We start from the raw sequence: 24,606 nt of genomic DNA, 5'->3' as shown, positions 1-24,606 counted from the left end.
CTGCTGATGGCGCATGGCCGCGTGGGTTCGTCGGTTAGTGCGTCGGCTGCTTTGCAGGTTGCCTTGTAAGCTGCGCCATCGTGCTGGTGGCGCCGGGCGGGGTTCGCGTGCAGTGCCTCGCTCGCGTTGGGCGTGGCCGCAGGTGCAGGACACGCGCTACGAGCACATCCATTTTGCGCCGGATCGCGCCACGAAGCGCTTTCCGGCACTTTTTTCTACGGCAGTCAGGCCGCCGTGCCTGCCATCTGCGCGACGATGGCCGGCTTGGCGGGCGTGCCCGCCGAGACCGTCAGGACCTCGTAGCCCGTTTCGGTCACGAGCACCGTGTGCTCCCATTGTGCCGAGAGGCTGCGGTCCTTCGTCTTGACGGTCCACTGGTCCGGCATGGTGCGGATGTCGCGGCGGCCGGCGTTGATCATCGGTTCGACGGTGAAGATCATGCCGGGCACGAGTTCGATGCCCGTGCCGGGGCGGCCGTAGTGCAGCACCTGCGGGTCTTCGTGGAACACCGTGCCGATGCCATGGCCGCAATACTCACGCACCACGCTGTAGCCCTGGCTTTCGGCGTAGCGCTGGATGGCGTGGCCGATATCGCCCAGATGGCCGCCGGGGCGTACCTGGTCGATGCCGAGCCACATGCATTCGTACGTGGTCTGCACGAGGCGCTTCGCGAGGATCGAGCCTTCGCCGACGATGAACATGCGGCTCGTGTCGCCGAAATAGCCTTCCTTGATGACGGTGATGTCGATATTGAGCGCGTCGCCGTTCTTCAGCGCCTTGTCGCCCGGAATACCGTGACAGATCACGTCGTTCACGGAGGTGCAGATTGCCTTCGGGTAGGGCGGGTAGCCGGGCGGCTGATAGTTCAGCGGCGCGGGCACCGTACCCTGCACATTGGTCATGTATTCGTGGCACAGGCGGTCGAGTTCACCCGTCGTCACGCCTGCGGTGACAAACGGCGTGATGTAATCGAGCACCTCGCTCGCCAGCCGGCAGGCGACGCGCATTTGCGCGATGTCTTGTTCGTTCTTGATCGAAATGGCCATGGTATGCGCCCGAAAATGCAGTCGAATATTGAATTATCGCACCTAATGCGGGTGGTCGCTGAGTTTTGAAAAGGTGGGTCGCGATCCGTTCCGCTCCCCCGCGGCCATATTCCGCGGGTAATAGCTGTCTTGAGTAAGGGGTAGTTTGCGTGCTATACTCTTCGGCTAAGTCGCTTCCTATATCTTTCGAATTCATGTTCGGAGTTTGCGGGGCGGCAGAATCCGCCGTTGCCGCGGAGCGCTTTGCCAAAGTACGGGAATTCGACGATTTTGGCGGGTGCGCGAAGAACATTCGGAAGCATCTTCTTCAGGTAGCACACTCGCAAGCCGGCGCACCCAGGGTGTCGGGCGCGCCGATCTCCCGAAATGGGAGGGCGCACCGATACGGCAGCCGGCTTCAGACCCAAACCCTCGCGGAGAATTGAAACATGGCAGTTACGATGCGCCAAATGCTGGAAGCCGGTGTCCACTTCGGTCACCAAACGCGCTTCTGGAACCCGAAGATGGCCCCCTTCATCTTCGGTCATCGCAACAAGATTCACATCATCAACCTCGAAAAGACGCTGCCGATGTACAACGACGCGCTGAAGTACGTGCGTCAACTGGCAGCGAACCGCGGCACGATCCTGTTCGTCGGTACGAAGCGTCAATCGCGTGACACGATCGCTGAAGAAGCGAACCGCGCTGGTATGCCGTTCGTGAACGCACGCTGGCTCGGCGGCATGCTGACCAACTTCAAGACGCTGAAGGTTTCGATCAAGCGCCTGAAGGACATGGAAGCAGCCGTGGAAGCGGGTGAGCTCGAGAAGATGAGCAAGAAGGAAGCGCTCCTGTTCGAACGCGAAATCGCCAAGCTGCAAAAGTCGATCGGCGGCGTGAAGGACATGGGCGGCATTCCTGACGCGATCTTCGTGGTCGACGTCGGCTACCACAAGATTGCCGTGACGGAAGCGAACAAGCTGGGCATCCCCGTGATCGCCGTGGTCGATACGAACCACTCGCCGGAAGGCATCGATTACGTCATCCCGGGTAACGACGACGCCAGCAAGGCCGTCGCGCTGTACACGCAAGGCGTGGCTGACGCGATCCTCGAAGGCCGTGCGAATTCGGTGAACGAAGTGGTCGCAGCTGTGCGCGGCAACGAAGGCGACGACGAGTTCGTCGAGGTCAACCCGGAGGCGTAAGCTGCCCCCGTGTCCGGCAAGAAAAGGGGGCTTTCCATAGGCCCCTTTTTTTTAAGCCGCGACTTTCGTCGCCGCGTCATATGAGCGGCACCGTAGCCCTGTAGAAGCAGCTGTAAAAAAGCGTTTCACCGCAGGCGGAAACGGAAACGAATTTCTGCCGGCCGCGTCGAAAGGCGGGCGGCGTGTACCAGACAGACTCAAGGAGCGAATGATGGCGGCAATTACCGCAAGCATGGTGGCAGAACTGCGCGCAAAGACCGACGCGCCGATGATGGAATGCAAGAAGGCGCTGACGGAAGCCGACGGCGACCTGGCGCGTGCCGAAGAACTGCTGCGCGTTAAGCTCGGCAACAAGGCCAGCAAGGCCGCTTCGCGTGTCACGGCTGAAGGCGTGATCGCTTCGTTCATCGTCGGCGGCGCTGGCGCAATCGTCGAACTGAACTGCGAGACCGACTTCGTCTCGAAGAACGATGACTTCATCGACTTCTCGAAGAAGATCGCTGAACTCGTCGCCACGCAAAACCCGGCAGACGTCGCGGCTCTCGCGGCACTGCCGCTGGACGGCTCGACGGTCGACGCAGTGCGTCTCGCACTGGTCGGCAAGATCGGCGAAAACCTCTCGATCCGCCGTTTCGCGCGTTTCGAAACCGCCAACAAGCTGGCTGCGTACCTGCACGGCACGCGTATCGGCGTGCTGGTCGAGTACACGGGCGCAGACGAGCAAGTGGGCAAGGACGTCGCGATGCACATCGCCGCGATGAAGCCGGTCTCGCTGTCGTCGGACGACGTGCCTGCCGACCTGATCGCCAAGGAGCGCAGCATCGCCGAGCAGAAGGCCGCCGAATCGGGCAAGCCGGCTGAGATCGTCGCGAAGATGGTTGAAGGTTCGGTTCAGAAGTACCTGAAGGAAGTCTCGCTGCTGAACCAGCCGTTCGTGAAGAACGACAAGCAGACGATCGAGCAGATGCTCAAGGCTGCTGGCGCGGCAGTGCAGAAGTTCGCCCTCTTCGTGGTCGGCGAAGGCATCGAGAAGCGCCAGGACGACTTCGCTGCCGAAGTGGCCGCGCAAGTCGCTGCTGCAAAGCAGCAATAAAGACGGGTAAGCCCGCCTCGCCGCGCTGTGCGCGGCAGGCGGCAACCGCAGTTGTTGCAGCACCGCAGTTTGCTGAGTTGTAAGCCGTGGCGGAGCAATCCGCCGTGGCGGGCAGCGTAGCGACGAAGCGCATGGTAGTCCCCCGCCATGCGCGGCGTTGGAAATCTTCGCTATTTCTGGCGGCGCTTGCCCGAAGCCGTATTTCACCCCTACAGTTTCAAGTTATTGCCCTTTGCGCGCGATCCCGGATACCTCCATGCCCACACCCGCCTATAAACGCGTCCTGCTCAAACTTTCCGGCGAAGCCCTGATGGGCGACGATGCCTTTGGCATCAATCGCGCCACGATCGAACGTATGGTGGCAGACGTGGCCGAGGTGGTGCGTCTGGGCACCCAGCTCGCAGTCGTGATCGGCGGCGGCAACATTTTCCGCGGCGTTGCGGGCGGCGCGGCCGGTATGGACCGCGCAACGGCCGACTACATGGGCATGCTGGCCACGATGATGAACGCGCTCGCGCTGCAGGACGCCATGCGTCATGCAGGTATCGAAGCGCGCGTGCAGTCGGCGCTGCGCATGGACCAGGTCGTCGAGCCGTACATCCGCCCCCGCGCGATCCGCCAGCTCGAAGAAGGCAAGGTCGTGATCTTCGCGGCCGGCACGGGCAACCCGTTCTTCACCACCGACACGGCTGCTGCGCTGCGCGGCTCGGAAGTCGGCGCCGAAGTCGTGCTGAAGGCCACCAAGGTCGACGGCGTCTACTCGGCCGACCCGAAGAAGGACCCGAGCGCCACGCGCTACTCGACCATCAGCTTCGATGAGGCAATTGGCCGCAACCTGCAGGTGATGGACGCCACCGCGTTCGCGCTGTGCCGCGACCAGAAGCTGCCGATCCGCGTTTTTTCCATCGTCAAGCCGGGTGCGCTCAAGCGCATTGTTCTGGGCGAAGACGAAGGTACGCTCGTCCACGTGTAAACTCTCGTTTCACGAGAGGTTCGAACACGGGCCGCGCCGCCCATCAGCGCGCCGGCGGGCCCGTTCTGTTATGAAGGTTCGGAGGTATCAAAATGGCTGTGGCTGACATCAAGAAGGGCGCCGAGCAGAAAATGCAGCGCTCGATCGACGCGTTCAAGAGCGATCTGGCGAAAATCCGCACGGGCCGCGCCCATACGGGTCTGCTCGACCACATCCAGGTCGACTACTACGGCTCGCCCGTGCCCATCTCGCAGGTCGCGAACCTCACGCTCGTCGACGCGCGCACGATCGGCGTGCAGGCGTGGGAAAAGAAGATGGTTCCGGTGATCGAAAAGGCGATCCGCGAGTCGGATCTCGGCCTGAACCCGGCCACGCACGGCGACCTGATCCGCGTGCCGATGCCCGCGCTCACCGAAGAGCGCCGCAAGGAGCTCACGAAGGTCGTCAAGAACGAAGGTGAAACGGCGAAGGTGGCCGTGCGCAACCTGCGTCGCGACGCCAACGAGCAGCTCAAGAAGCTCGTGAAGGACAAGGAAATTTCCGAAGACGACGAGCGCCGTGGCGGCGACGAAGTCCAGAAGCTGACCGACCGCTTCGTGACCGAGATCGAAAAGCTCGTGCAGACGAAGGAAGCGGAGATCATGACGGTCTGAGGCCCAAAGGCTTCCAGATTCGCCAGATTTCCGGCGGTTTCCCTTTTTTATCGCAGTTATAGTCCGACGGCCATGACCTATACCAGCTCAACCGTTCGCGTGCCCGAAGTGGCGGCCGTGCCGCGCCACATCGCGATCATCATGGACGGCAATGGCCGTTGGGCAACCCAGCGCCGCCTGCCGCGCGTCGCAGGTCACACGCGCGGCGTCGACGCCGTGCGCTCGGTCGTCGAGTCGTGCGTGGAGCGCGGCGTCGAATACGTCACGCTCTTCGCCTTCAGTTCCGAGAACTGGCGTCGCCCGACCGACGAAGTGTCCTTTCTCATGCGCCTGTTCGTCACCGCGCTCGAGCGCGAGGTGGCGCGCCTGCACGCGAACGGCATCCGCCTGCGCGTGGTGGGCGACCTGTCGATGTTCAATGAGCGCATCCAGGACCTGATTCGCCGCGCGGAAACCAAGACCGCGCGCAATACCCGTCTCACGCTCACGATCGCTGCGAACTACGGCGGCCGCTGGGACATCCTCCAGGCCACGCGCAAGCTGGTCGAGGAAGCGGCGGCCACGGGTCAGGCCGTGCCCGTCACCGAAGACACGCTGTCCCAGCATCTGGCGATGGCGTACGCACCTGAACCGGATCTCTTCATCCGCACGGGCGGCGAGCAGCGCGTGAGCAACTTCCTGCTCTGGCAACTCGCGTACGCCGAGTTCTATTTCACCGATACGTACTGGCCGGATTTCGACGCCGAAGCGCTCAGCCGCGCCATCGCGTCGTACGCCGAGCGTGAGCGCCGCTTTGGGCGCACGAGCGCGCAGGTCGTCGCCCAGAACGCCGATTCCCTTTCATGCTGAAGACCCGCGTCATTACGGCGCTCGTCCTGCTGGCAGTCTTCCTGCCGATCACGCTGTTCGCGCCTGTGGCGGCGTTCGGCGCGCTGATCGGCGTCGTGGTTGTGTTCGCCGCGTGGGAGTGGGCGCGCCTCCTGAAGGCGGGCGCGACCGGTGCGATCGTCTACGCCGTGATCGCGGCGGCCGCCGTGGCGCTCAGTACGCGCCTGCCGGCGCCCCGGCCGCTCTTTCAGGCGGCGGGCGTGTTCTGGATCATCGCGGGCCCCTATGTGCTGCTGCGCAAGCCGGTGCTCGCCGCGGGCGCCTGGCGCGCCTTCCTGCTGGCCGCCGGGCTCGTCGTCTTCGCGGCCTGCTGGCACGCCCTCGTTGCGGCGCGCACGGCAGGTGTGGCGTTCGTTTTGTCCCTCCTGCTCGTGGTCTGGCTGGCCGATATCGGCGCATACTTTGCGGGTAAGGCATTCGGAAAGCATAAGCTTGCGCCTTCGATCAGCCCCGGCAAGACCTGGGAGGGTGCCGTAGGCGGTTGGGCCGCCGTGATGGTGGTGTCCGGCGCGGCAATCGCGCTGCACGCGTTCGAACCCACGCTGTATTCCGCGCTCGCCGCCCAGATCGGGCTCGGCCGTGCGCTTTTCGTACTTACCGTGCTGGTCGCGTTCAGCGTGATCGGCGATCTGTTCGAGTCGATGATGAAGCGCCAGGCTGGCGTGAAGGATTCGAGCGGCCTCCTGCCGGGCCACGGCGGAGTCCTCGACCGCATCGACGCGCTGCTGCCCGTGTTGCCGCTCGCCATGCTGCTGCTCGGCTAACGGCGCCCGGCTAGAGATTTGAATATGCAAAAACGACTCACACTGCTCGGTTCCACGGGCTCGATTGGAGACAGCACGCTCGACGTCGTCGCGCGTCATCCGCAACGCTTCTCGGTCTATGCGCTCACCGCGCACCGCAACGGCGAGAAGCTCGTCGAACAGTGCCTGCGCTTCGCCCCTGAAGTGGCCGTGGTCGGCGACGCCGACACCGCCGCCCAGGTCGAGCGCAAGCTGCGCGAAGCCGGCTCGAAGACCATCGTGACGTACGGGCCGCAGGCGCTAGTCGAAGTCTCGAAGAGCGACGGCTGCGACACCGTGGTTGCGGCCATCGTCGGCGCGGCGGGTCTTGCGCCCACGCTCGCGGCGGCGAAGGCCGGCAAGCAGATCCTGCTCGCCAACAAGGAAGCGCTCGTGATGTCGGGCGACATCTTCATGAACGCCGTGTCCGACAGCGGCGCCGTGCTGCTGCCGCTCGACAGCGAGCACAACGCGGTGTTCCAGTGCTTCCCGCGTGAAAACGCGGAGCGCGACGGCGTGACGAAGATCATCCTGACCGCCTCGGGCGGCCCGTTCCGCACGCGCGAGCCCTCGACGCTCGTGAACGTGACGCCAGACGAGGCCTGCAAGCACCCGAACTGGTCCATGGGCCGCAAGATCTCCGTCGATTCGGCCACGATGATGAACAAGGGCCTCGAAGTGATCGAGGCGCACTACCTGTTCGATCTGCCGGGCGAGCGCATCGACGTGCTGATCCACCCGCAGAGCGTGATTCACTCGATGGTTTCGTACGCCGACGGTTCGGTGCTCGCGCAACTAGGCAATCCCGACATGCGCACGCCGATCGCGCACGCGATGGCCTACCCGGATCGTGTCGATTCCGGCGTCGCGCAGCTCGACCTTGCGCAAATCGCGACGCTCACGTTCGAAAAGCCCGACTACGCACGCTTTCCTTGTCTCGCACTCGCAATGCAGGCATTGGCCGCGGGCGGCGTGGCGAGTGCGGCGCTCAATGCGGCGAACGAAGTCGCCGTTGAAGCATTTTTGAACCGGCGCATCGGCTTCATGGCCATCGCCCAGACGGTGGATGCTGTACTCAACGCGCTCGAGAACCGCAACGCGTCGAGTCTCGAAGTCGTGCTAGAAGCCGACGCGGCCGCCCGCCGCGCGGCTCACACCATCATCGACAGCCTGCCGGTGCCGGCCTGACAGGTCAGCGAGGGGCTTGCGGAAGGGCCCTTGCGGCCCCTCAGGCACGCGAGCCTGACCTCGGGGCCGCTCCCGCACCGGTGCGCTGCTTCCAGCCCAGGAGGCGCTCATGAACCTGCTTACCGAACTGGTCGCATTCGTCGTTGCGATCGGCGTGCTGGTCGTCGTGCACGAATACGGGCACTACAGCGTCGCGCGCCTGTGCGGCGTGAAGGTCCTGCGATTCTCGATCGGCTTTGGCCGGCCGCTCGTCCAGTGGGTCAGCAAGAAGAGCGGCACTGAATGGACCATCGCGGCGCTGCCGCTCGGCGGCTACGTGAAGATGCTCGACGAGCGCGAGTCGCCCGAGCAGATTCCGGCGAGCGATTTGCCGCATGCGTTCAACCGCCAGTCCGTCGGCAAGCGCATCGCGATTGTCGCGGCGGGGCCGATCGCCAATTTCGTGCTGGCCGTGTTGCTCTTTTCGGTGGTGTACGCGAGCGGGGTGACCGAGCAGAAGGCCATCGTCGCGGCGCCGCCCGCGCAAACGGCGGCGGCTCGGGCCGGATTCCAGGGCGGCGAAACGATTCTTTCGGTGAGCGATGCAAACGGCAGCCGCACCGAGCGCGTGCGTTCGTGGTCTGACCTGCGCTGGAAACTGCTCGGCACCGCGTTCGACCAGGGCCATGTCGTCCTCTCTGCGCGTGACGGCGAGGGCACCTACGACTTCCCGCTCGATCTTTCGCAACTGACCAGCAAGGATCTCGACGACGACTTCATGGCGAAGCTCGGCCTCGAGGCGGGCGGCAACACGCTGAAGGTGGCGGCCGTGGAGGCGGGTAGTGCGGCGCAACATGCCGGGCTGCAAGCCGGCGATCAACTGCGCGCCGTCGACGGCCGACCTGTGGACAGCGCAAGCACTTTCATCGGCTACGTGAAAGCGCGCGCGGGCAAGCCCGTGCGGCTCACGGTCGCGCGCGGCGACGCTGCCCAGCACACACAGCAGACGCTCACGCTGACGGTCACGCCGACGCTGCAGCGCGACGCGCAAACAGGCGAGCAAGTGGGTCGAATCGGCGCTGCGCTCTCGGCGCAGGCGCCTTCCGTGGACGTGCGTTACGGGCCGATCGAGAGCGTGCGGCTCGGTGCGTATCGCACGTGGGACATCGCAGTGTATTCGCTGCGAATGTTCGGCCGCATGATTACGGGCGAGGCATCCCTGAAGAATCTGTCGGGCCCAGTGACGATTGCTGACTATGCCGGCAAGAGCGCGAGACTCGGTCCTTCGGCGTTCCTGTCCTTCCTCGCCCTCGTGAGCATCAGCCTTGGCGTATTGAATCTGCTCCCAATTCCGGTTTTGGACGGGGGGCATCTGTTATATTATGCGGTTGAAGCCGTAACGGGCAAAGCCGTCTCGGACCGCTGGCAGCTCGTGCTGCAGCGCGCGGGACTTGCCTGCATCGTCGCACTGTCGGCGATCGCGTTGTTCAACGATCTGGCTCGGTTAATCCATTTTTAAAGATGTCTGGCGGCGTCCGTGGGCGTGCCGCCTGACCTGATGCAGCTATACATAATTGGGGAAGCACGTTGTTTAGACCTCATCGCTTGGTTCCAAAAACGGTTGCGGCCGCGGCGATCGCCGCACATGGACTCGTTGCCCACGCAGCAACGACGCCTTTCGTGGTTCAGGACATCCGCATCGAAGGGTTGCAACGCGTCGAGCCGGGCACGGTGTTCGCCTACCTGCCGATCAAGCAGGGCGACACGTTCAGCGACGACAAGGCGTCCGAGGCCATCCGCGCACTGTATGCGACGGGCTTCTTCAACGACGTGAAGATCGCCACCGAAGGCGGCGTAGTGGTGGTGCAGGTGCAGGAGCGCCCCGCCATCGGCACGATCGACTTCGCGGGCATCAAGGAATTCGACAAGGACAACCTCACGAAGGCGCTGCGCGCGGTCGGCCTCTCGCAAGGCCGCTACTACGACAAGGCGCTCGTCGACAAGGCCGAGCAGGAGCTCAAGCGCCAGTACCTCACGCGCGGCTTCTACGCCGCCGAGGTCACGACCACGGTCACGCCGATCGACCGCAATCGCGTCGGTCTGCTGTTCTCGGTGGTGGAAGGTCCGAGCGCGAAGATCCGCCAGATCAACTTCATCGGCAACAAGACGTACAGCAGCGGCACGCTCCTCTCGGAGATGCAGCTGTCCACGCCGAACTGGTTCTCGTGGTACACGAAGAACGACCTCTACTCGAAGGAAAAGCTCACGGGCGACCTCGAGAACGTGCGCTCGTACTATCTGAATCACGGTTACCTCGAGTTCAACATCGACTCGACGCAGGTCTCGATCTCGCCCGACAAGAAGGACATGTACCTCACCATCGGCATTCACGAAGGTGAGCCGTACAAGGTGTCGGGCATTCAGCTGTCGGGCAACCTGCTCGATCGTGAAGCCGAGCTCAAGAAGCTCATCAAGATCAAGCCGGGCGATACTTTCTCGGCCGAGAAGCTGCAGGCCACGACCAAGGCGATCGTCGACAAGCTCGGCGAGTACGGCTACGCATTCGCGACCGTCAACGCGCTGCCGCAGATCGATCAGGCGAATCACACGGTCAACCTCACGCTGCAGGTCGATCCGAGCCGCCGCGTGTACGTGCGCCGCATCAACGTGGTGGGCAACACGCGTACGCGTGACGAAGTCGTGCGCCGCGAAATGCGCCAGCTCGAAAGCTCGTGGTTCGATTCGAACCGCCTCGCGCTCTCGAAGGACCGTATCAACCGTCTGGGCTACTTCACCGACGTCGACGTGACCACGACGCCGGTGGAAGGCACGGCCGACCAGGTGGACGTGAACGTGAAGGTCGCCGAAAAGCCGACCGGCGCGATCACGCTGGGCGCGGGCTTCTCGTCCACGGACAAGGTGGTGCTGTCGGCGGGCGTGTCGCAGGACAACGTGTTCGGTTCGGGTACGTCGCTCTCGCTGAACGTGAACACCGCGAAGACGTACCGCACGCTGGCCCTCACGCAGGTTGATCCGTACTTCACGGTGGACGGCATCAAGCGCATTACCGATGTCTACTACCGCACGTACCAGCCGCTGTACTACTCGACTGATTCGAGCTTCCGCATCATCACGATGGGCGGCGACCTGAAGTTCGGCATTCCGTTCTCGGAAGTCGACACGGTCTACTTCGGCGCGGGCTTCGAGCAGGACACGCTCGACGTCGACTCGAACACGCCGCAAAGCTACATCGACTACGTGAACCAGTTCGGCCGGGTGTCGAACAACGTGCCGCTCACGGTGGGTTGGTCGCGCGACGCGCGTGACAGCGCCCTCGTGCCGAGCAAGGGCTACTTCACGCAGGCGAACGCCGAGTACGGCACGCCGGTCGGCGGCACGCAGTACTACAAGGCCGACATCCAGGCGCAGTACTACTACTCGTTCGCGCGCGGCTTCGTGCTGGGCCTGAATTTCCAGGGCGGCTACGGTAACGGCCTCAGCGGCAAGCCGTACCCGATCTTCAAGAACTACTATGCGGGTGGTATCGGTTCGGTGCGCGGCTATGAGCCGAGTTCGCTGGGGCCGCGTGACAAGACGACGAATGACCCGATCGGCGGTTCGAAGATGCTGGTCGGCAATATCGAGTTGACCTTCCCGCTGCCGGGTACGGGCTATGACCGGACGCTGCGCGTATTTACCTTTGTCGATGGTGGTAACGTCTGGGGCACGGAAGGCAACAGCATTGGCGCCAATGGCCTGCGTTACAGCTACGGTTTCGGTCTCGCGTGGATTTCGCCGATCGGCCCGCTCAAGCTGAGCCTTGGCTTCCCGCTCGTCAAACACGAAGGCGACCAGTACCAGAAGTTCCAGTTCCAGATCGGGACGGCATTCTGACGTATGTTTTGCCCGGCGTTCGTTGCGCGCACAGCGCTCAGCGCCGGAATCCAGGAAACGAGAGGATGACTTTGCTAACGGGTATGTTTTCCAGACGGACGATCGGGGCGATGACCGTGTCGCTGGCGCTCCTCGGTTTTGGCGTGGGTGTGGCGCAGGCACAGGAAGCCAGGATCGCGGCGGTGAATTCCGATCGCATCCTGCGCGAATCCGTTCCCGCGAAGGCCGCGCAGACCAAGCTCGAAGCCGAGTTCGCCAAGCGCGACAAGGATCTGCAGGACATGGCGCAGCGCCTGAAGTCGATGTCCGATTCGCTCGACAAGAACGGTCCGTCGATGTCGCCGACCGATCGCGCCCAAAAGCAGCGCGACCTTTCCGCGCTCGACAGCGATTTCCAGCGCAAGCAGCGCGAATTCCGCGAAGACCTGAACCAGCGCCGTAACGAGGAACTGGCGGCGGTGCTCGACCGCGCGAACAAGGTGATCAAGCAGATCGCCGAGCAGCAGCATTACGACCTGATCGTGCAGGAAGCGGTGTACGTGAGCCCGCGCATCGACATCACCGACCAGGTGCTGAAGGCGCTCGCCGCGAACAGCGCTGGCAGTGCTAGCAGCAACTAAGGCAATTAAAAGCAACGCAGTTAGGCAACTAAGGCAGGAGCAGGACGCGCATGGCATTTACGCTTGAGGACATCGTCGGGCGGTTCGGCGGCGAGGTGGTGGGCGATGCGACGCAACGCGTCAGTTCGCTGGCGCCGCTCGACCAGGCTGGTCCGCAACAGCTCGCGTTCCTCGCCAATCCGAAGTATCTCGCGCAGGTCGAGACGACCCGCGCGGGCGCGGTGCTCATCAGCGCCGGCGATCTCGAGAAGCTCGCATCGCGCGAAGGGCGCAATTTCATCGTCACGCCGAACCCGTATGCTTACTTCGCGCGTGTCGCGCAGGCGTATATCGACCTCGCCGCGCCGAAGGCGCAGCCCGGCATCCACGCCAGCGCCCACGTCGACGCGAAGGCGCGGGTCGCCGCGAGCGCGGTGATCGGTCCGAACGTCACGATCGAAGCGGGCGCCGTGATCGGTGAAAACGTGCGGCTCGACGCGAACGTCTTCATTGGCCGGGGCACTCAGGTGGCCGAGGGCTCGCACCTGTATCCTGGCGTGAGCGTCTACCACGGCTGCAAGCTTGGTGCGCGCGCCATCGTGCATGCCGGCGCCGTGATCGGCTCGGACGGTTTTGGTTTCGCCCCCGATTTCACTGGCGAGGGCGACGCGCGCACGGGCAGCTGGGTCAAGATTCCGCAAGTCGGCGGCGTGGACATCGGGCCAGACGTCGAGATCGGCGCGAACACCACGATCGATCGTGGCGCGATGGCCGATACGATCATCGAAGAATGCGTGAAGATCGATAACCTCGTGCAGATCGGCCATAACTGCAAGATCGGCGCGTACACGGTCATCGCGGGCTGTGCCGGCATTGCGGGCAGCACGACGATCGGGCGCCATTGCATGATCGGCGGTGCGGTGGGCATTGCGGGGCACGTCACGCTGGGCGATTACGTGATCGTCACGGCGAAGTCGGGCGTCTCGAAGTCGCTGCCGAAGGCTGGCATCTATACGAGCGCGTTCCCGGCGGTCGATCACGCCGACTGGAACAAGAGCGCCGCGCTGTTGCGTAACATCGACAAGCTGCGCGACCGTATCAAGGCGCTCGAGGCGGCGGTAGCCCAGAAGCCGCAGGGCGAATAAGAAAGCAGTATCGAGGTAGCGGGCGGCGTGTCGCGGGAGCGGCGCGCCGCTTTGCGTCGCAGACGACCAAAACGGGACAACGGCGCGGGGATACCCGCCCGGGGCTTCCTGCCCGGGGCTGCCCGCCCGGGGCAATCCTCATGCACGGGAGCCCCGGCGTGGCGCATACTTCGCGTCAGTGTCGGCGTGTTTGGTCAAGCGCCTCGAATATCGAAAATCGAAAGTCACACGCGCAATTCCTGCGTGAGCAGAACCACCATGAACATCGAAAAACTCAACTTCGACATCCACAAGATTCTCACGCTGCTGCCGCACCGCTATCCGTTCCTGATGGTGGACCGGGTCCTCGAGCTGGAGCCGCACAAGAGCATCAAGGCGTTGAAGAACGTGACGGTCAACGAGCCCTTTTTCACGGGGCACTTCCCGCAGCGTCCCGTCATGCCCGGCGTGATGATTCTCGAGGCGCTGGCGCAGACCGCCGCGCTGCTCACGTTCTCGGAGGAAGAGCAGGACTTCGAGAATACGCTGTACTACTTCGTGGGCATCGACGGCGCGCGCTTCAAGCGTGTGGTCGAGCCGGGCGACCAGCTCATCCTCAACGTGACGTTCGAGCGCTACATGCGCGGCATCTGGAAGTTCAAGGCGGTGGCCGAAGTCGAAGGCTCCGTCGCCTGCGAGGCGGAACTCATGTGCACCGTCAAGAAAATGGACGCGGCGCAATAAGAAGCGCCGCCGCATGCCGCAGTGCGCCTTGACCTCGAGGCGCCGCAGCACGGAAACAGAATCGGAGAGCGAGGACGAATGAGCAGGATCCATCCCACTGCGGTCGTCGAGTCGGGCGCGCAGATCGACGAATCGGTCGAAATCGGGCCGTTCGCGGTCATCGGTGCGAACGTCACCATCGGTGCGCGCACGAAGGTCGGTTCGCATAGCGTGCTGGAAGGCCACACGACGATTGGCGAAGACAACACGATCGGCCACTACGCGTCGATCGGCGGCCGTCCGCAGGACATGAAGTACAAGGGCGAGCCCACCAAGCTCGTGATCGGCAACCGCAACACCATCCGCGAGTTCACGACGCTGCATACGGGCACGGTGCAGGACACCGGCGTCACGATCATCGGTGACGATTGCTGGATCATGGCCTACGTGCACGTGGGTCATGACTGCTGTCTGGGCAACAACATCATCATGTCGAGCAACGCGCAACTCGCGGGCCACGTGTTCGTCGAAGACCACGCGATCGTTGGCGGCATGACCGGCGTGCACCAGTTCGTGCGCATCGGCGCGCATTCGATGGTCGGCGGCGCCTCGGCGCTCGTGCAGGACGTGCCGCCGTTCGTGATCGCCGCCGGCAACAAGGCGGTGCCGCACGGCATCAACGTCGAAGGTCTGCGCCGCCGCGGCTTTTCGGCCGACGCGATTTCCGCGCTGCGCTCGGCGTATCGCACGCTCTACAAGAACGGCCTCTCGCTCGAAGAGGCGAAGGTGCAGCTCGCTGATCTCGCGCAGGCGGGCGGCGATGGCGACGTGCACGTGAAGGCGCTGCTCGACTTCGTCGAGCAGTCGCAACGCGGCATCATTCGCTGATCGATGGCGCTGCAAACGCGTCCGCTGCGCCTCGCGATGGTCGCCGGCGAGCCGTCCGGCGACCTGCTTGCGGCATCGCTGCTCGCGGGTCTCAAGGCCCGCTTGCCCGACACTACGCAGTACTATGGAATTGGCGGCCCGCGCATGACGGCCGCCGGCTTCGATGCGCACTGGCCGATGGAGAAACTCTCGGTGCGCGGCTACGTCGAGGCGCTGCGGCACATTCCCGAGATTCTGCGCATCCGCAACGAGCTCAAGCATCAGTTGCTGGCCGAACCGCCTGACGCCTTCATCGGCGTGGATGCGCCTGACTTCAACTTCGGTCTCGAACACGCGCTGCGCGACGCGGGTATCCCGACGATTCATTTCGTCTGTCCGTCGATCTGGGCGTGGCGGGGCGGTCGCATCAAGAAGATTCAGAAGGCCGTGGATCACATGTTGTGCGTGTTCCCGTTCGAAACGGCGCTTCTTGAGAAAGCCGGGGTGGCGGCATCGTACGTGGGCCACCCGCTCGCCGACGAGATTCCGCTCGAACCGGATATGGCCGGCGCGCGCCGCACGCTCGGCCTGCCGGAAAGCGGTCCGGTGATCGCAGTACTGCCGGGCAGCCGCCGTTCGGAAATCAACCTGATCGGGCCGACCTTCTTCGACGCGATGCAGATCATGCAGCGGCGCGAGCCGGCGCTGCGCTTCGTGATGCCGGCGGCAACGCCTGCTATCCACACGCAGCTGCAGGAACTCGCGAACACGCACCAGGGCCTCGCGCTCACGATCATCGACGGGCAGTCGCAGCTCGCGATGACGGCCGCCGACGCGATCCTCGTGAAGAGCGGCACGGTCACGCTCGAAGCGGCGCTGCTCAAGAAGCCGATGGTCATCTCCTACAAGGTGCCCTGGCTCACGGGGCAGATCATGCGCCGCCAGGCCTATCTGCCTTACGTGGGTCTGCCGAACATTCTCGCGGGCCGCTTCGTCGTGCCGGAAATCCTGCAACACTTCGCAACGCCGGAAGCGCTTGCCGACGCGACGCTCACGCAGTTGCAGGACGAGGCAAACCGGCGCACGCTGACCGAGGTGTTCACGCAGATGCATCTGAGCCTGCGCCAGAACACCGCGGAGCGCGCGGCCGAAGTGGTCGCGGGCATCGTCGAACGCCGCAAGGGGCGGGCATGAGCGAGGGCACGATCAAGCGCGCGAAAGCGCCGGCAGTGAAAAAACCGCCGTCGCAGGCGGCGCTCAAGCTCGCTGCGCGCCGCAAGGCGGCGCGGCAGGCCGGGCTGCTGTTCGAGTCGCCGGACGACGTGATCTGCGGCGTGGACGAGGCAGGGCGTGGCCCGCTTGCCGGACCTGTGGTCGCGGCTGCCGTGATTCTCGACCCGGAACGCCCGATTCGCGGGTTGAACGATTCGAAGGTGCTCACGGCTCAGGCGCGCGAAGCGCTTTACGAGCGCATCGTCGAGCGCTCGCTCGCGTGGTGCGTCGCGTCGGCCTCAGTCGAGGAAATCGACACGCTCAACATCCTCCACGCAACCATGCTGGCGATGCGGCGCGCTGTCGAAGGTTTGAGCATCGTGCCGACGCTCGCGAAGATCGACGGCAATCGGTGCCCGGTGATGCCGGTGCGCAGCGAAGCGGTGATCGGCGGTGACGCGCTCGTGCCGAGCATTTCGGCGGCGTCGATCATTGCGAAGGTCACGCGCGACCGCCTGCTGGTCGATCTGCATCAGGTTCATCCGCACTACGGTTTCGACGCTCATGCGGGCTACGGCACACCGCAGCACCTCGAGGCATTGCGCGTGCATGGGCCGTGCGAACATCACCGGCGCTCGTTTGCGCCCGTGCGCGACGCGTATGCATTGCACGGCAAGGTTGTGCCCGGAGTGGCAGCGGTAGTCAGCGACGTCGCCGGACTCGAAGAAGGCGACGCCTTCGCGCCGCTCCCCTGAGCCGCTGCTGACGGCTTCGCTCACGCGAAGCTGCGCCGCTGTTTTTCTTTCTCTCGATCCTCTTCTGAAACGTCAGGCCCGCCCGTGAAAGCCATTACCTCACGCGACAATCCGCTCTACAAGCGCCTGAAGGCGCTGGCCGGCTCGACGCATCAACAGCGGCGCAGCCACCAGGCCTTGCTCGAAGGCTTCCATCTCGCGAGCGCCTGGCTCGATGGCGGCTCGCAGCCCGAATATTGTGTCGTAACCGAAGGCGCGCTTGCGCATGAAGAAGCGCAGGCCATCGTCGAGCGTGTGGACGAGCGTCGCGTGATCACGCTGCCCGATGCGCTATTCGGACAGCTTTCGAACGTCGTGCATGGCGTGGGGCTGCTGCTGCTCGTCGATATGCCTGAGACGCAGTTGCCCGAACGCATCGGATCGACCTGCCTCGTGCTCGACGGGCTGCAGGACGCCGGCAACGTCGGCTCGATCCTGCGCAGCGCGGCGGCGGCCGGTATCGACAAGGTGTTCTGCACGCCGGGCACGGCCTATGTGTGGTCGTCGAAGGTGCTGCGCTCGGCAATGGGCGCGCATTTTCTCTTGCAGGTGTTCGAGAACGTGGAGGCCGAAGCGCTCGTCGAAATGCTTGGCGTGCCGGTCGTCATCACCGATTCGCACGGTGCGCAGGCGATCGACGAAGCCGATCTCACGGGGCAGGTCGCGTGGGTGTTCGGCAACGAAGGGGCGGGCGTTTCGCAGGTGTGGCGCGACGCGGCGGCACTGCGCGTGACGATTCCGCAGCCGGGCGGCATGGAGTCGCTCAACGTCGCGGCGGCGGCGGCGGTGTGCGTGTTCGAGCAATGCCGGCAGCAGCGGCACGCGCGCTGACGCAAGCGCCAGTGAGCAACAAAAAAGCCCGCGCGACGCGGGCTTTTTTTTGTTTCAGGCGGGCGGTATCAATACGACGGTTTGTCGATGCGGATTTCCTGCAGGATCGTCGTGGCGATCTCCTCGATCGACTTGTGCGTCGACGAGAGCCACTTGATGCCTTCGCGGCGCATCATCGCTTCGGCTTCGTTCACCTCATAGCGGCAGTTTTCCAGCGCGGCGTATTTGCTGCCCGGACGCCGCTCGTTGCGGATCTCGGTGAGACGCTGCGGATCGATCGAGAGGCCGAATATTTTCGTTCGATGCGAAAGCAACGCGTTCGGCAACTTGCCGCGCTCGAAGTCGTCGGGAATGAGCGGATAGTTGGCTGCCTTCACGCCGTACTGCATCGCCAGATACAGGCTAGTAGGCGTCTTGCCGCTGCGCGACACGCCGACGAGGATCACGTCGGCGTCGGCGAGGTTGCGGTCGGATTGCCCGTCGTCGTGTGCGAGCGAGAAGTTGATCGCCTCGATACGGTTCTTGTACTCGTCGGTGTCGGCGTTCTGGTGGCCGCGGCCCATCGCGTGGCTCGACTTGAGCTCCAGCTCCTGCTCGAGCGGTTCCACGAAGGTCTGGAACATGTCCATCACGAGCGCATTCGCGCGCTTGACGATCTCGTTCGAGTTGCTGTCAACGAGCGTCGTGAACACGATCGGGCGCCGGCCTTCCTGCACGGCGGCCTCGTTGATCTTCTCGGCGGTCGAATAGGCCTTTTCGGACGAATCGACGAAGGGCACGCGCACGAGGCGGAATTTCTGGTCGAACTGCGACAGGATCGAATGCGCGAAGGTTTCGGCAGTGATCCCGGTACCGTCGGAGACGATGAATACGGTAGGCGGCATCGGTTGAGGCTGGGTACGTGAGCTGCAGGGCCGCTCGGGACAGGCTTGGGCGCCCGGAAAGCCCCGTCCGGCGGGACCGAGGGGCAATTCTCGCCGACTGGCACAAATTCCAGAGTCGGCACGGTAGAATAGCGGCAACCTGTTGGATAAGCAATTGCAGTGCAACCGCGCCAAACAGCCGCCTATCGCGGCGCTTTCTGGTGTCAATTTGCAGCGATTCCGTCTAACTCCATGAAATCGCGCGCATCTTCGTGCTTTTCCATTGAATGGTAATTCGCTCGGCGCCTGAGCGATTGCTTCTCCAACAGGTTGCGCAAGACGTGAATCCGCTTCCAATGGGCGGACCGCGTTCGAGCCCACTTGCGCAATCGTGAATTTTTTTCACACTTAGGGGCTTGTATGACTAACACCGTTGCCAAGGATCAGGCGTATGTAGTGCCTTTCGAGCAGTTGCGGATGACCGATGTCGAGATCGTGGGCGGCAAGAACGCCTCGCTCGGCGAAATGATCAGCCAGTTGGCTGAAGCAGGCGTGCGTGTGCCCACGGGCTTCGCCACGACCGCGCTCGCATTCCGCGACTTCCTGAAACATAACAACCTGACCGAACGGATCGCCGCTCGTCTGGAGACGTTCGACGTCGACGACGTGAAGGCGCTGGCCGAAGCGGGCAAAGAGATCCGTCAATGGATCATTGACGCGCCGCTGCAACCGAAGCTCGAAGCGGACATCCGCGCCGGTTTCGTGACGCTGCAGAACGGCTCGCCGTCTGAGCTCTCGTTCGCCGTGCGTTCGTCGGCAACGGCGGAAGACCTGCCCGACGCATCGTTCGCCGGTCAGCAGGAAAGCTACCTGAACGTGGTGGGCATCGAGGACGTCCTCGATCGCCTCAAGCACGTGTTCGCGTCGCTCTACAACGACCGGGCTATTTCCTATCGCGTCCACAAGGGCTTTACCCACGCCGAAGTCGCGCTGTCGGCTGGCGTGCAGCGCATGGTCCGTTCGGACCGCGGCGCCGCAGGCGTGATGTTCACGCTGGACACGGAATCGGGCTTCAAGGACGCCGTCTTCATCACGTCGAGCTACGGCCTCGGTGAAACGGTCGTGCAGGGCGCGGTGAATCCGGACGAGTTCTACGTCTTCAAGACCACGCTCGCACAAGGCAAGGCGCCGATCATCCGTCGCTCGATCGGCTCGAAGCTCATCAAGATGGAATTCACGCAGCCGGGCGAACCGGGCCGCGTGAAGACGGTCGACGTCTCGCACGAACAGCGCAACCGCTTCTCGATCACCGACGAAGACGTGATCGAGCTGGCCAAGTACGCCGTCATCATCGAGAAGCACTACCAGCGTCCGATGGACATCGAGTGGGGCAAGGACGGCCTCGACGGCAAGATCTTCATTCTCCAGGCGCGTCCTGAGACGGTGAAGAGCCAGGCCGCGGGCAAAGCCGAGCAGCGCTTCAAGCTCAAGGGGCAGTCGCAGGTTCTGGCGACGGGCCGTGCAATCGGTCAGAAGATTGGCGCAGGCCGCGTGAAGGTGATTCACGATCCGTCCGAAATGGAGCGCGTGCAGCCGGGCGACGTACTCGTCGCCGACATGACCGACCCGAACTGGGAGCCGGTGATGAAGCGCGCCGCGGCCATCGTCACGAACCGTGGCGGCCGAACCTGCCACGCGGCGATCATCGCGCGTGAGCTGGGCGTGCCGGCCGTGGTGGGCTGCGGCGACGCGACCGACGTGCTGAAGGACGGCGCGCTCGTGACGGTTTCTTGTGCGGAAGGCGACGAAGGCCGCATCTACGACGGTCTGCTCGAAACCGAAGTCAGCGAAGTCCAGCGTGGCGAGCTGCCGTCGATTCCGGTCAAGATCATGATGAACGTCGGCAATCCGCAGCTCGCGTTCGACTTCTCGCAACTGCCGAATGCAGGTGTTGGCCTCGCGCGTCTCGAGTTCATCATCAACAACAACATCGGCGTGCACCCGAAGGCGATTCTCGAGTACCCGAACATCGACGCGGACCTGAAGAAGGCTGTGGAAAGCGTTGCACGCGGCCATGCTTCGCCGCGCGCGTTCTACGTCGACAAGCTCACGGAAGGCATCGCCACGATCGCGGCGGCGTTCTATCCGAAGCCCGTCATCGTGCGTCTGTCGGACTTCAAGTCGAACGAGTACAAGAAGCTGATCGGCGGTTCGCGCTACGAGCCGGACGAAGAAAACCCGATGCTGGGTTTCCGCGGCGCGTCGCGTTACATCGCCGAAGACTTCGCGCAAGCGTTCGAAATGGAGTGCCTGGCACTCAAGCGCGTGCGTGAAGAGATGGGTCTCACGAACGTCGAGATCATGGTGCCGTTCGTGCGTACGCTCAAGCAGGCAGAGCGCGTGGTCGGTCTGCTCGAGAAGTTCGGCCTCAAGCGCGGCGTGAACGACCTCAAGCTCATCATGATGTGCGAAGTGCCGTCGAACGCGATCCTCGCCGAAGAGTTCCTGCAGTACTTCGACGGCTTCTCGATCGGCTCGAACGACCTCACGCAGCTCACGCTCGGCCTCGACCGGGACTCGGGCATGGAACTGCTGGCCGTCGACTTCGACGAGCGCGATCCGGCCGTGAAGTTCATGCTCAAGCGCGCGATCGATACCTGCCGCCGCCTGAACAAGTACGTCGGCATCTGCGGTCAGGGCCCGTCCGATCACCCGGACTTCGCCCAGTGGCTCGCGGAAGAAGGCATCGCTTCGATCTCGCTGAACCCGGACTCGGTTGTCGAGACCTGGCAGCAGCTGGCGAAGGCGCAGTCGAAGTAAGCGTGGTGCCGAGGGCGCGAACCTTCGGCGCATGCGGAGCTTGATGCAGCTTCCCGTGCGGCGCACGCCGCGGAAAAAAGTGTCAGCTTCGTGCTATAACACCCCGGTCTATCCGGGGTGTTTTACTTTGGGAGGTCGTCGTGGGTCCGCATGGTTTGTTCTGGTGGATTGCCGCTGGCGTGCTCATCGTCGCCGAGCTGATGACCGGCACGTTCTACCTCTTGATGATCGCGCTCGGCTTCCTCGCCGGTGCGCTCAGCTATGAGCTTGGCGCGCCGCTCGACGTGCAGCTGATTGTCGCGGCGGTGGTTGGGCTCGCGGCCGTGGTCACGCTGCGGCGCTCGCGCTTTGGCCGTCGCCGGCGCATGACCGATGCCTCGACCGATCCGGGCGTGAACCTCGATATTGGTGCGACACTTGCCGTCGCCGCCTGGCGCGATGGCCGCGCGCGCACGATGTATCGCGGCGCCGAATGGGACGTCGAACTTGCGCCGGGCGAGCCCGAAGATGCGCCTCTCTATGAAATCAAGGCAGTACGCGGCAGTTGCCTCGTCGTTGCGGCGAAGCGCGAGCGGCGCGAAGCCAATGCGCCCGGCGCCGCTCGCGACGACGCGCGCCACGCGTGACCACACGCACGAATTCAAAATCACACCAGCAAACCACACAAAAGCGAACGGAGGTCCCGTATGCAAGTCCCAGTCGTCGGCCTGATTCTGCTCGTGATCGTTATCGTGCTGATCGCGCAGACCATCAAGATCGTGCCGCAGCAGCATGCCTGGGTGCTCGAACGGCTCGGGCGCTACCATGCCACGCTCACGCCGGGGTTGACGATCGTTCTGCCATTCATAGACCGCGTGGCTTACAAGCACGTGCTCAAGGAAATTCCGCTCGACGTGCCGAGCCAGGTTTGCATCACGCGCGACAACACGCAGCTTCAGGTGGACGGCGTGCTGTACTTCCAGGTGACCGATCCGATGAAGGCGTCGTACGGGTCGAGCAATTTCGTGTTCGCGATTACACAGCTTTCGCAGACCACGCTGCGTTCCGTCATCGGCAAGCTCGAGCTCGACAAGACCTTCGAGGAGCGCGACTTCATCAACCATAGCGTCGTGTCCGCGCTCGATGAAGCCGCCTCGAACTGGGGCGTGAAAGTGCTGCGCTACGAGATCAAGGATCTCACGCCGCCAAAGGAAATCCTGCACGCCATGCAGGCGCAGATCACCGCCGAGCGGGAAAAGCGCGCACTCATTGCGGCCTCGGAAGGCCGCAAGCAGGAGCAGATCAACCTGGCGGCCGGGGCGCGAGAGGCGGCGATCCAGAAGTCGGAAGGCGAGCGTCAGGCGGCCATCAACCAGGCGCAAGGTCAGGCGGCCGCCATTCTTGCGGTGGCCGAGGCGAACGCGCAGGCCATCCAGAAGATCGGCAACTCGATCCAGGCGCAGGGCGGCATGGATGCCGTCAATCTCAAGGTGGCCGAGCAGTACGTCAACGCCTTCGCCAATCTCGCGAAACAGGGCAACACGTTGATCGTGCCGGGCAACATGGGCGATCTGAGCACGATGATCGCGTCGGCGCTGACGATCGTGAACCGCGCGGGTTTGCGCGAGGGGCAGATCAGCGGGGCCGGGGCGCCGAAGGGCGCGTAAGCGCCAGGTTGCCGGAAATGCAAACGGGCCGCATGAGCGGCCCGTTTTTTTGTCTGAACGATTGCGGAAGAATCAGGTGGGAGAGCGCATCAGGCGCGCCTTTTCACGCTGCCAGTCGCGCTGCTTCTCGGTTTCGCGCTTGTCGTGCAGCTTCTTGCCCTTGGCGAGACCGATCTCGCACTTCACGCGCCCGCCCTTGTAATGGAAGTTCAGCGGCACGAGCGTGAAGCCGCGCTGCTCGACCTTGCCGATCAGCTTGTCGATTTCTTCGCGGTGCAGCAGCAGCTTGCGCGTGCGGGTGGGGTCCGGCTGGATGTGCGTCGAGGCCTCGGGCAGCGGGCTGATGTGCGTGCCGATCAGGTAGAGTTCGCCGTCCTTGATGATGACGTAACTTTCCTTGATGTTGGCTCGCCCGGCGCGCATGGCCTTGACTTCCCATCCTTCCAGCACGAGACCAGCCTCGTGGCGCTCTTCGATGAAGTAATCGAAGAACGCTTTTCTGTTGTCGATGATGCTCATAGGAAAATGGGATTGGCCCAACTCGTTTAAAATTACGATTTTAGCAAAGCGGGCTTCCGAAAGCCCGCAGCGCTTTCACCCTAGCCACGCATTGCGCAATTTATGGCGGATGTCCAGAAAACCGTGTTGATTCGCCATTCGGCGGAACAAATGTTCGACCTCGTAACCGACGTCGCCGACTACCCCAACTTCCTGCCGTGGTGCGGCGGCGTCGAAATTCGCCGTCAGGACGAGACCGGCATGGAGGCGAAGATCGACATCAACTTCAAGGGCATCAAGCAACACTTCGCCACGCGCAACTCGCAAAAGCGCCCAGAGCGCATCGACATGGAATTCGCCGATGGCCCGTTCCGCAAGTTTACCGGCTACTGGCGCTTCACGCCGTTGCGCGCCGACGCCTGCAAGATCGAGTTTGCGCTGCATTACGAGTTTTCAAACATCATTCTCGAAAAGCTTATCGGGCCGGTGTTCCATCACATCGCGAACACCTTCGTCGACTCCTTCGTGAAGCGCGCCGACCAGCGCTATGGCAAGCCATGAGCGCGAATCTCTCCATCGACGTCTGCTACGCGCTGCCGGATGCGCAGACGCTCATCAGCATCGAACTGCCGGCGGGCGCGACCGTACAGCAGGCGATCGATGCGAGCGGTATCCTCGCGCGCCATCCCGAGATCGATCTGGCGAAGCTCAAGGTCGGCGTGTACGGCAAGCTCAAGCCGCTCGACACCGTGCTAGCCGATCATGACCGCGTGGAGATCTATCGGCCGCTGATTGTCGACCCGAAGATGGCGCGCCAGCGTCGCGTCGACAAGACCCGCAAGGAAGGCTCGATCGAAGGGCGCAAGTGGTTGCATAAGGATTCGCGGTAGGTTCGAAACGGGTTGCCGCAAAAGTTATGGGCGAGACTGCCAGTGCTGTCTCGCCCATT

24 protein-coding genes are annotated in these 24,606 nt (G+C 63.5%); 21 read left to right on the top strand and 3 right to left on the bottom strand.

Annotated elements, in window-relative coordinates; translation table 11 throughout:
* Positions 1 to 224: 224 nt before the first annotated feature.
* Positions 225 to 1,046, bottom strand: coding sequence for a type I methionyl aminopeptidase (map, locus tag VSR72_RS36940; RefSeq protein ID WP_069265615.1), 822 nt, complete (start codon positions 1,044 to 1,046; stop codon positions 225 to 227).
* A 428-nt stretch (positions 1,047 to 1,474) separates the two neighbouring features.
* Between map and rpsB the strand changes: the two genes are divergently transcribed.
* The 16 genes from rpsB to VSR72_RS36860 all read left to right on the top strand — a co-directional run bounded on the left by rpsB (position 1,475) and on the right by VSR72_RS36860 (position 17,830).
* Complete coding sequence (gene rpsB, locus VSR72_RS36935) at positions 1,475 to 2,230, top strand: 30S ribosomal protein S2 (protein ID WP_342957162.1); 756 nt, start codon at positions 1,475 to 1,477, stop codon at positions 2,228 to 2,230.
* A 211-nt stretch (positions 2,231 to 2,441) separates the two neighbouring features.
* Complete coding sequence (tsf, locus tag VSR72_RS36930; protein WP_342957172.1) at positions 2,442 to 3,323, top strand: translation elongation factor Ts; 882 nt, start codon at positions 2,442 to 2,444, stop codon at positions 3,321 to 3,323.
* Between the two features lie 256 nt (positions 3,324 to 3,579).
* Positions 3,580 to 4,296 (top strand): UMP kinase, encoded by a 717-nt coding sequence (gene pyrH, locus VSR72_RS36925; RefSeq protein WP_342957161.1) that lies wholly within the window; start codon positions 3,580 to 3,582, stop codon positions 4,294 to 4,296.
* A gap of 92 nt (positions 4,297 to 4,388) precedes the next feature.
* Positions 4,389 to 4,949, top strand: coding sequence for a ribosome recycling factor (gene frr, locus VSR72_RS36920; RefSeq protein WP_342957160.1), 561 nt, complete (start codon positions 4,389 to 4,391; stop codon positions 4,947 to 4,949).
* Positions 4,950 to 5,021: 72 nt separating this feature from the next.
* Complete coding sequence (locus tag VSR72_RS36915) at positions 5,022 to 5,798, top strand: isoprenyl transferase (RefSeq protein WP_342957159.1); 777 nt, start codon at positions 5,022 to 5,024, stop codon at positions 5,796 to 5,798.
* Positions 5,792 to 6,601 (top strand): phosphatidate cytidylyltransferase, encoded by an 810-nt coding sequence (locus tag VSR72_RS36910; RefSeq protein WP_342957158.1) that lies wholly within the window; start codon positions 5,792 to 5,794, stop codon positions 6,599 to 6,601. The genes VSR72_RS36915 and VSR72_RS36910 overlap by 7 nt, the downstream gene beginning before the upstream one ends.
* A gap of 24 nt (positions 6,602 to 6,625) precedes the next feature.
* Positions 6,626 to 7,807 (top strand): 1-deoxy-D-xylulose-5-phosphate reductoisomerase, encoded by a 1,182-nt coding sequence (locus VSR72_RS36905; protein WP_342957157.1) that lies wholly within the window; start codon positions 6,626 to 6,628, stop codon positions 7,805 to 7,807.
* 109 nt (positions 7,808 to 7,916) lie between these two features.
* The gene (gene rseP / locus VSR72_RS36900) at positions 7,917 to 9,305 is read left to right on the top strand and encodes an RIP metalloprotease RseP (RefSeq protein ID WP_342957156.1); all 1,389 of its coding nucleotides are present in this window, start codon (positions 7,917 to 7,919) and stop codon (positions 9,303 to 9,305) included.
* Between the two features lie 68 nt (positions 9,306 to 9,373).
* Entirely contained in the window at positions 9,374 to 11,680 is a 2,307-nt protein-coding gene (gene bamA, locus VSR72_RS36895; protein WP_342957155.1) for an outer membrane protein assembly factor BamA, read from the top strand.
* A gap of 71 nt (positions 11,681 to 11,751) precedes the next feature.
* On the top strand, positions 11,752 to 12,300 hold the full coding sequence (locus VSR72_RS36890; protein ID WP_342957171.1) for an OmpH family outer membrane protein: 549 nt from the start codon (positions 11,752 to 11,754) through the stop codon (positions 12,298 to 12,300).
* 50 nt (positions 12,301 to 12,350) lie between these two features.
* Positions 12,351 to 13,424: a UDP-3-O-(3-hydroxymyristoyl)glucosamine N-acyltransferase gene (lpxD, locus tag VSR72_RS36885; RefSeq protein ID WP_342957154.1), complete on the top strand. Its 1,074-nt coding sequence runs from the start codon at positions 12,351 to 12,353 to the stop codon at positions 13,422 to 13,424.
* A gap of 258 nt (positions 13,425 to 13,682) precedes the next feature.
* Positions 13,683 to 14,147, top strand: a complete 465-nt coding sequence (fabZ, locus tag VSR72_RS36880) for a 3-hydroxyacyl-ACP dehydratase FabZ (protein ID WP_112172932.1) — start codon at positions 13,683 to 13,685, stop codon at positions 14,145 to 14,147.
* Between the two features lie 78 nt (positions 14,148 to 14,225).
* Positions 14,226 to 15,014 carry an acyl-ACP--UDP-N-acetylglucosamine O-acyltransferase gene (gene lpxA / locus VSR72_RS36875; RefSeq protein ID WP_342957153.1) on the top strand — a complete coding sequence of 263 codons (789 nt, stop codon included), beginning with the start codon at positions 14,226 to 14,228 and terminating at the stop codon, positions 15,012 to 15,014.
* Between the two features lie 3 nt (positions 15,015 to 15,017).
* The gene (lpxB, locus tag VSR72_RS36870; protein ID WP_342957152.1) at positions 15,018 to 16,187 is read left to right on the top strand and encodes a lipid-A-disaccharide synthase; all 1,170 of its coding nucleotides are present in this window, start codon (positions 15,018 to 15,020) and stop codon (positions 16,185 to 16,187) included.
* The gene (rnhB, locus tag VSR72_RS36865; RefSeq protein WP_342957151.1) at positions 16,184 to 16,960 is read left to right on the top strand and encodes a ribonuclease HII; all 777 of its coding nucleotides are present in this window, start codon (positions 16,184 to 16,186) and stop codon (positions 16,958 to 16,960) included. The genes lpxB and rnhB overlap by 4 nt, the downstream gene beginning before the upstream one ends.
* A gap of 84 nt (positions 16,961 to 17,044) precedes the next feature.
* Positions 17,045 to 17,830 (top strand): RNA methyltransferase, encoded by a 786-nt coding sequence (locus tag VSR72_RS36860; protein ID WP_342957150.1) that lies wholly within the window; start codon positions 17,045 to 17,047, stop codon positions 17,828 to 17,830.
* A gap of 68 nt (positions 17,831 to 17,898) precedes the next feature.
* Here VSR72_RS36860 and VSR72_RS36855 read toward each other — a convergent pair whose 3' ends face one another.
* Entirely contained in the window at positions 17,899 to 18,714 is an 816-nt protein-coding gene (locus tag VSR72_RS36855; protein ID WP_028204047.1) for a pyruvate, water dikinase regulatory protein, read from the bottom strand.
* A 399-nt stretch (positions 18,715 to 19,113) separates the two neighbouring features.
* On the opposite strand from VSR72_RS36855, the gene ppsA reads away from it, so the two are divergent.
* The 3 genes from ppsA (at position 19,114) to VSR72_RS36840 (ending at position 23,159) form a co-directional block, all read left to right on the top strand.
* Positions 19,114 to 21,513 (top strand): phosphoenolpyruvate synthase, encoded by a 2,400-nt coding sequence (gene ppsA / locus VSR72_RS36850; protein ID WP_342957149.1) that lies wholly within the window; start codon positions 19,114 to 19,116, stop codon positions 21,511 to 21,513.
* A 140-nt stretch (positions 21,514 to 21,653) separates the two neighbouring features.
* Positions 21,654 to 22,139 (top strand): NfeD family protein, encoded by a 486-nt coding sequence (locus VSR72_RS36845; RefSeq protein WP_342957148.1) that lies wholly within the window; start codon positions 21,654 to 21,656, stop codon positions 22,137 to 22,139.
* Positions 22,140 to 22,199: 60 nt separating this feature from the next.
* Positions 22,200 to 23,159, top strand: a complete 960-nt coding sequence (locus tag VSR72_RS36840) for a stomatin-like protein (RefSeq protein WP_342957147.1) — start codon at positions 22,200 to 22,202, stop codon at positions 23,157 to 23,159.
* A 72-nt stretch (positions 23,160 to 23,231) separates the two neighbouring features.
* Here VSR72_RS36840 and smpB read toward each other — a convergent pair whose 3' ends face one another.
* Complete coding sequence (gene smpB, locus VSR72_RS36835; RefSeq protein ID WP_342957146.1) at positions 23,232 to 23,678, bottom strand: SsrA-binding protein SmpB; 447 nt, start codon at positions 23,676 to 23,678, stop codon at positions 23,232 to 23,234.
* Between the two features lie 102 nt (positions 23,679 to 23,780).
* Here smpB and VSR72_RS36830 point away from each other — a divergent pair, with 102 nt between their 5' ends.
* Both VSR72_RS36830 and VSR72_RS36825 read left to right on the top strand, forming a co-directional pair.
* The gene (locus VSR72_RS36830) at positions 23,781 to 24,218 is read left to right on the top strand and encodes a type II toxin-antitoxin system RatA family toxin (RefSeq protein WP_342957145.1); all 438 of its coding nucleotides are present in this window, start codon (positions 23,781 to 23,783) and stop codon (positions 24,216 to 24,218) included.
* The gene (locus VSR72_RS36825) at positions 24,215 to 24,547 is read left to right on the top strand and encodes an RnfH family protein (RefSeq protein ID WP_342957144.1); all 333 of its coding nucleotides are present in this window, start codon (positions 24,215 to 24,217) and stop codon (positions 24,545 to 24,547) included. The genes VSR72_RS36830 and VSR72_RS36825 overlap by 4 nt, the downstream gene beginning before the upstream one ends.
* Positions 24,548 to 24,606: the final 59 nt, after the last annotated feature.

The organism is Paraburkholderia sp. JHI869 (genome assembly GCF_038900775.1).
Classification (GTDB): Bacteria; Pseudomonadota; Gammaproteobacteria; order Burkholderiales; family Burkholderiaceae; genus Paraburkholderia.
Note: the sequence above shows the minus strand (reverse complement) of the source record. Positions and strands in the feature narration are given on the sequence as shown.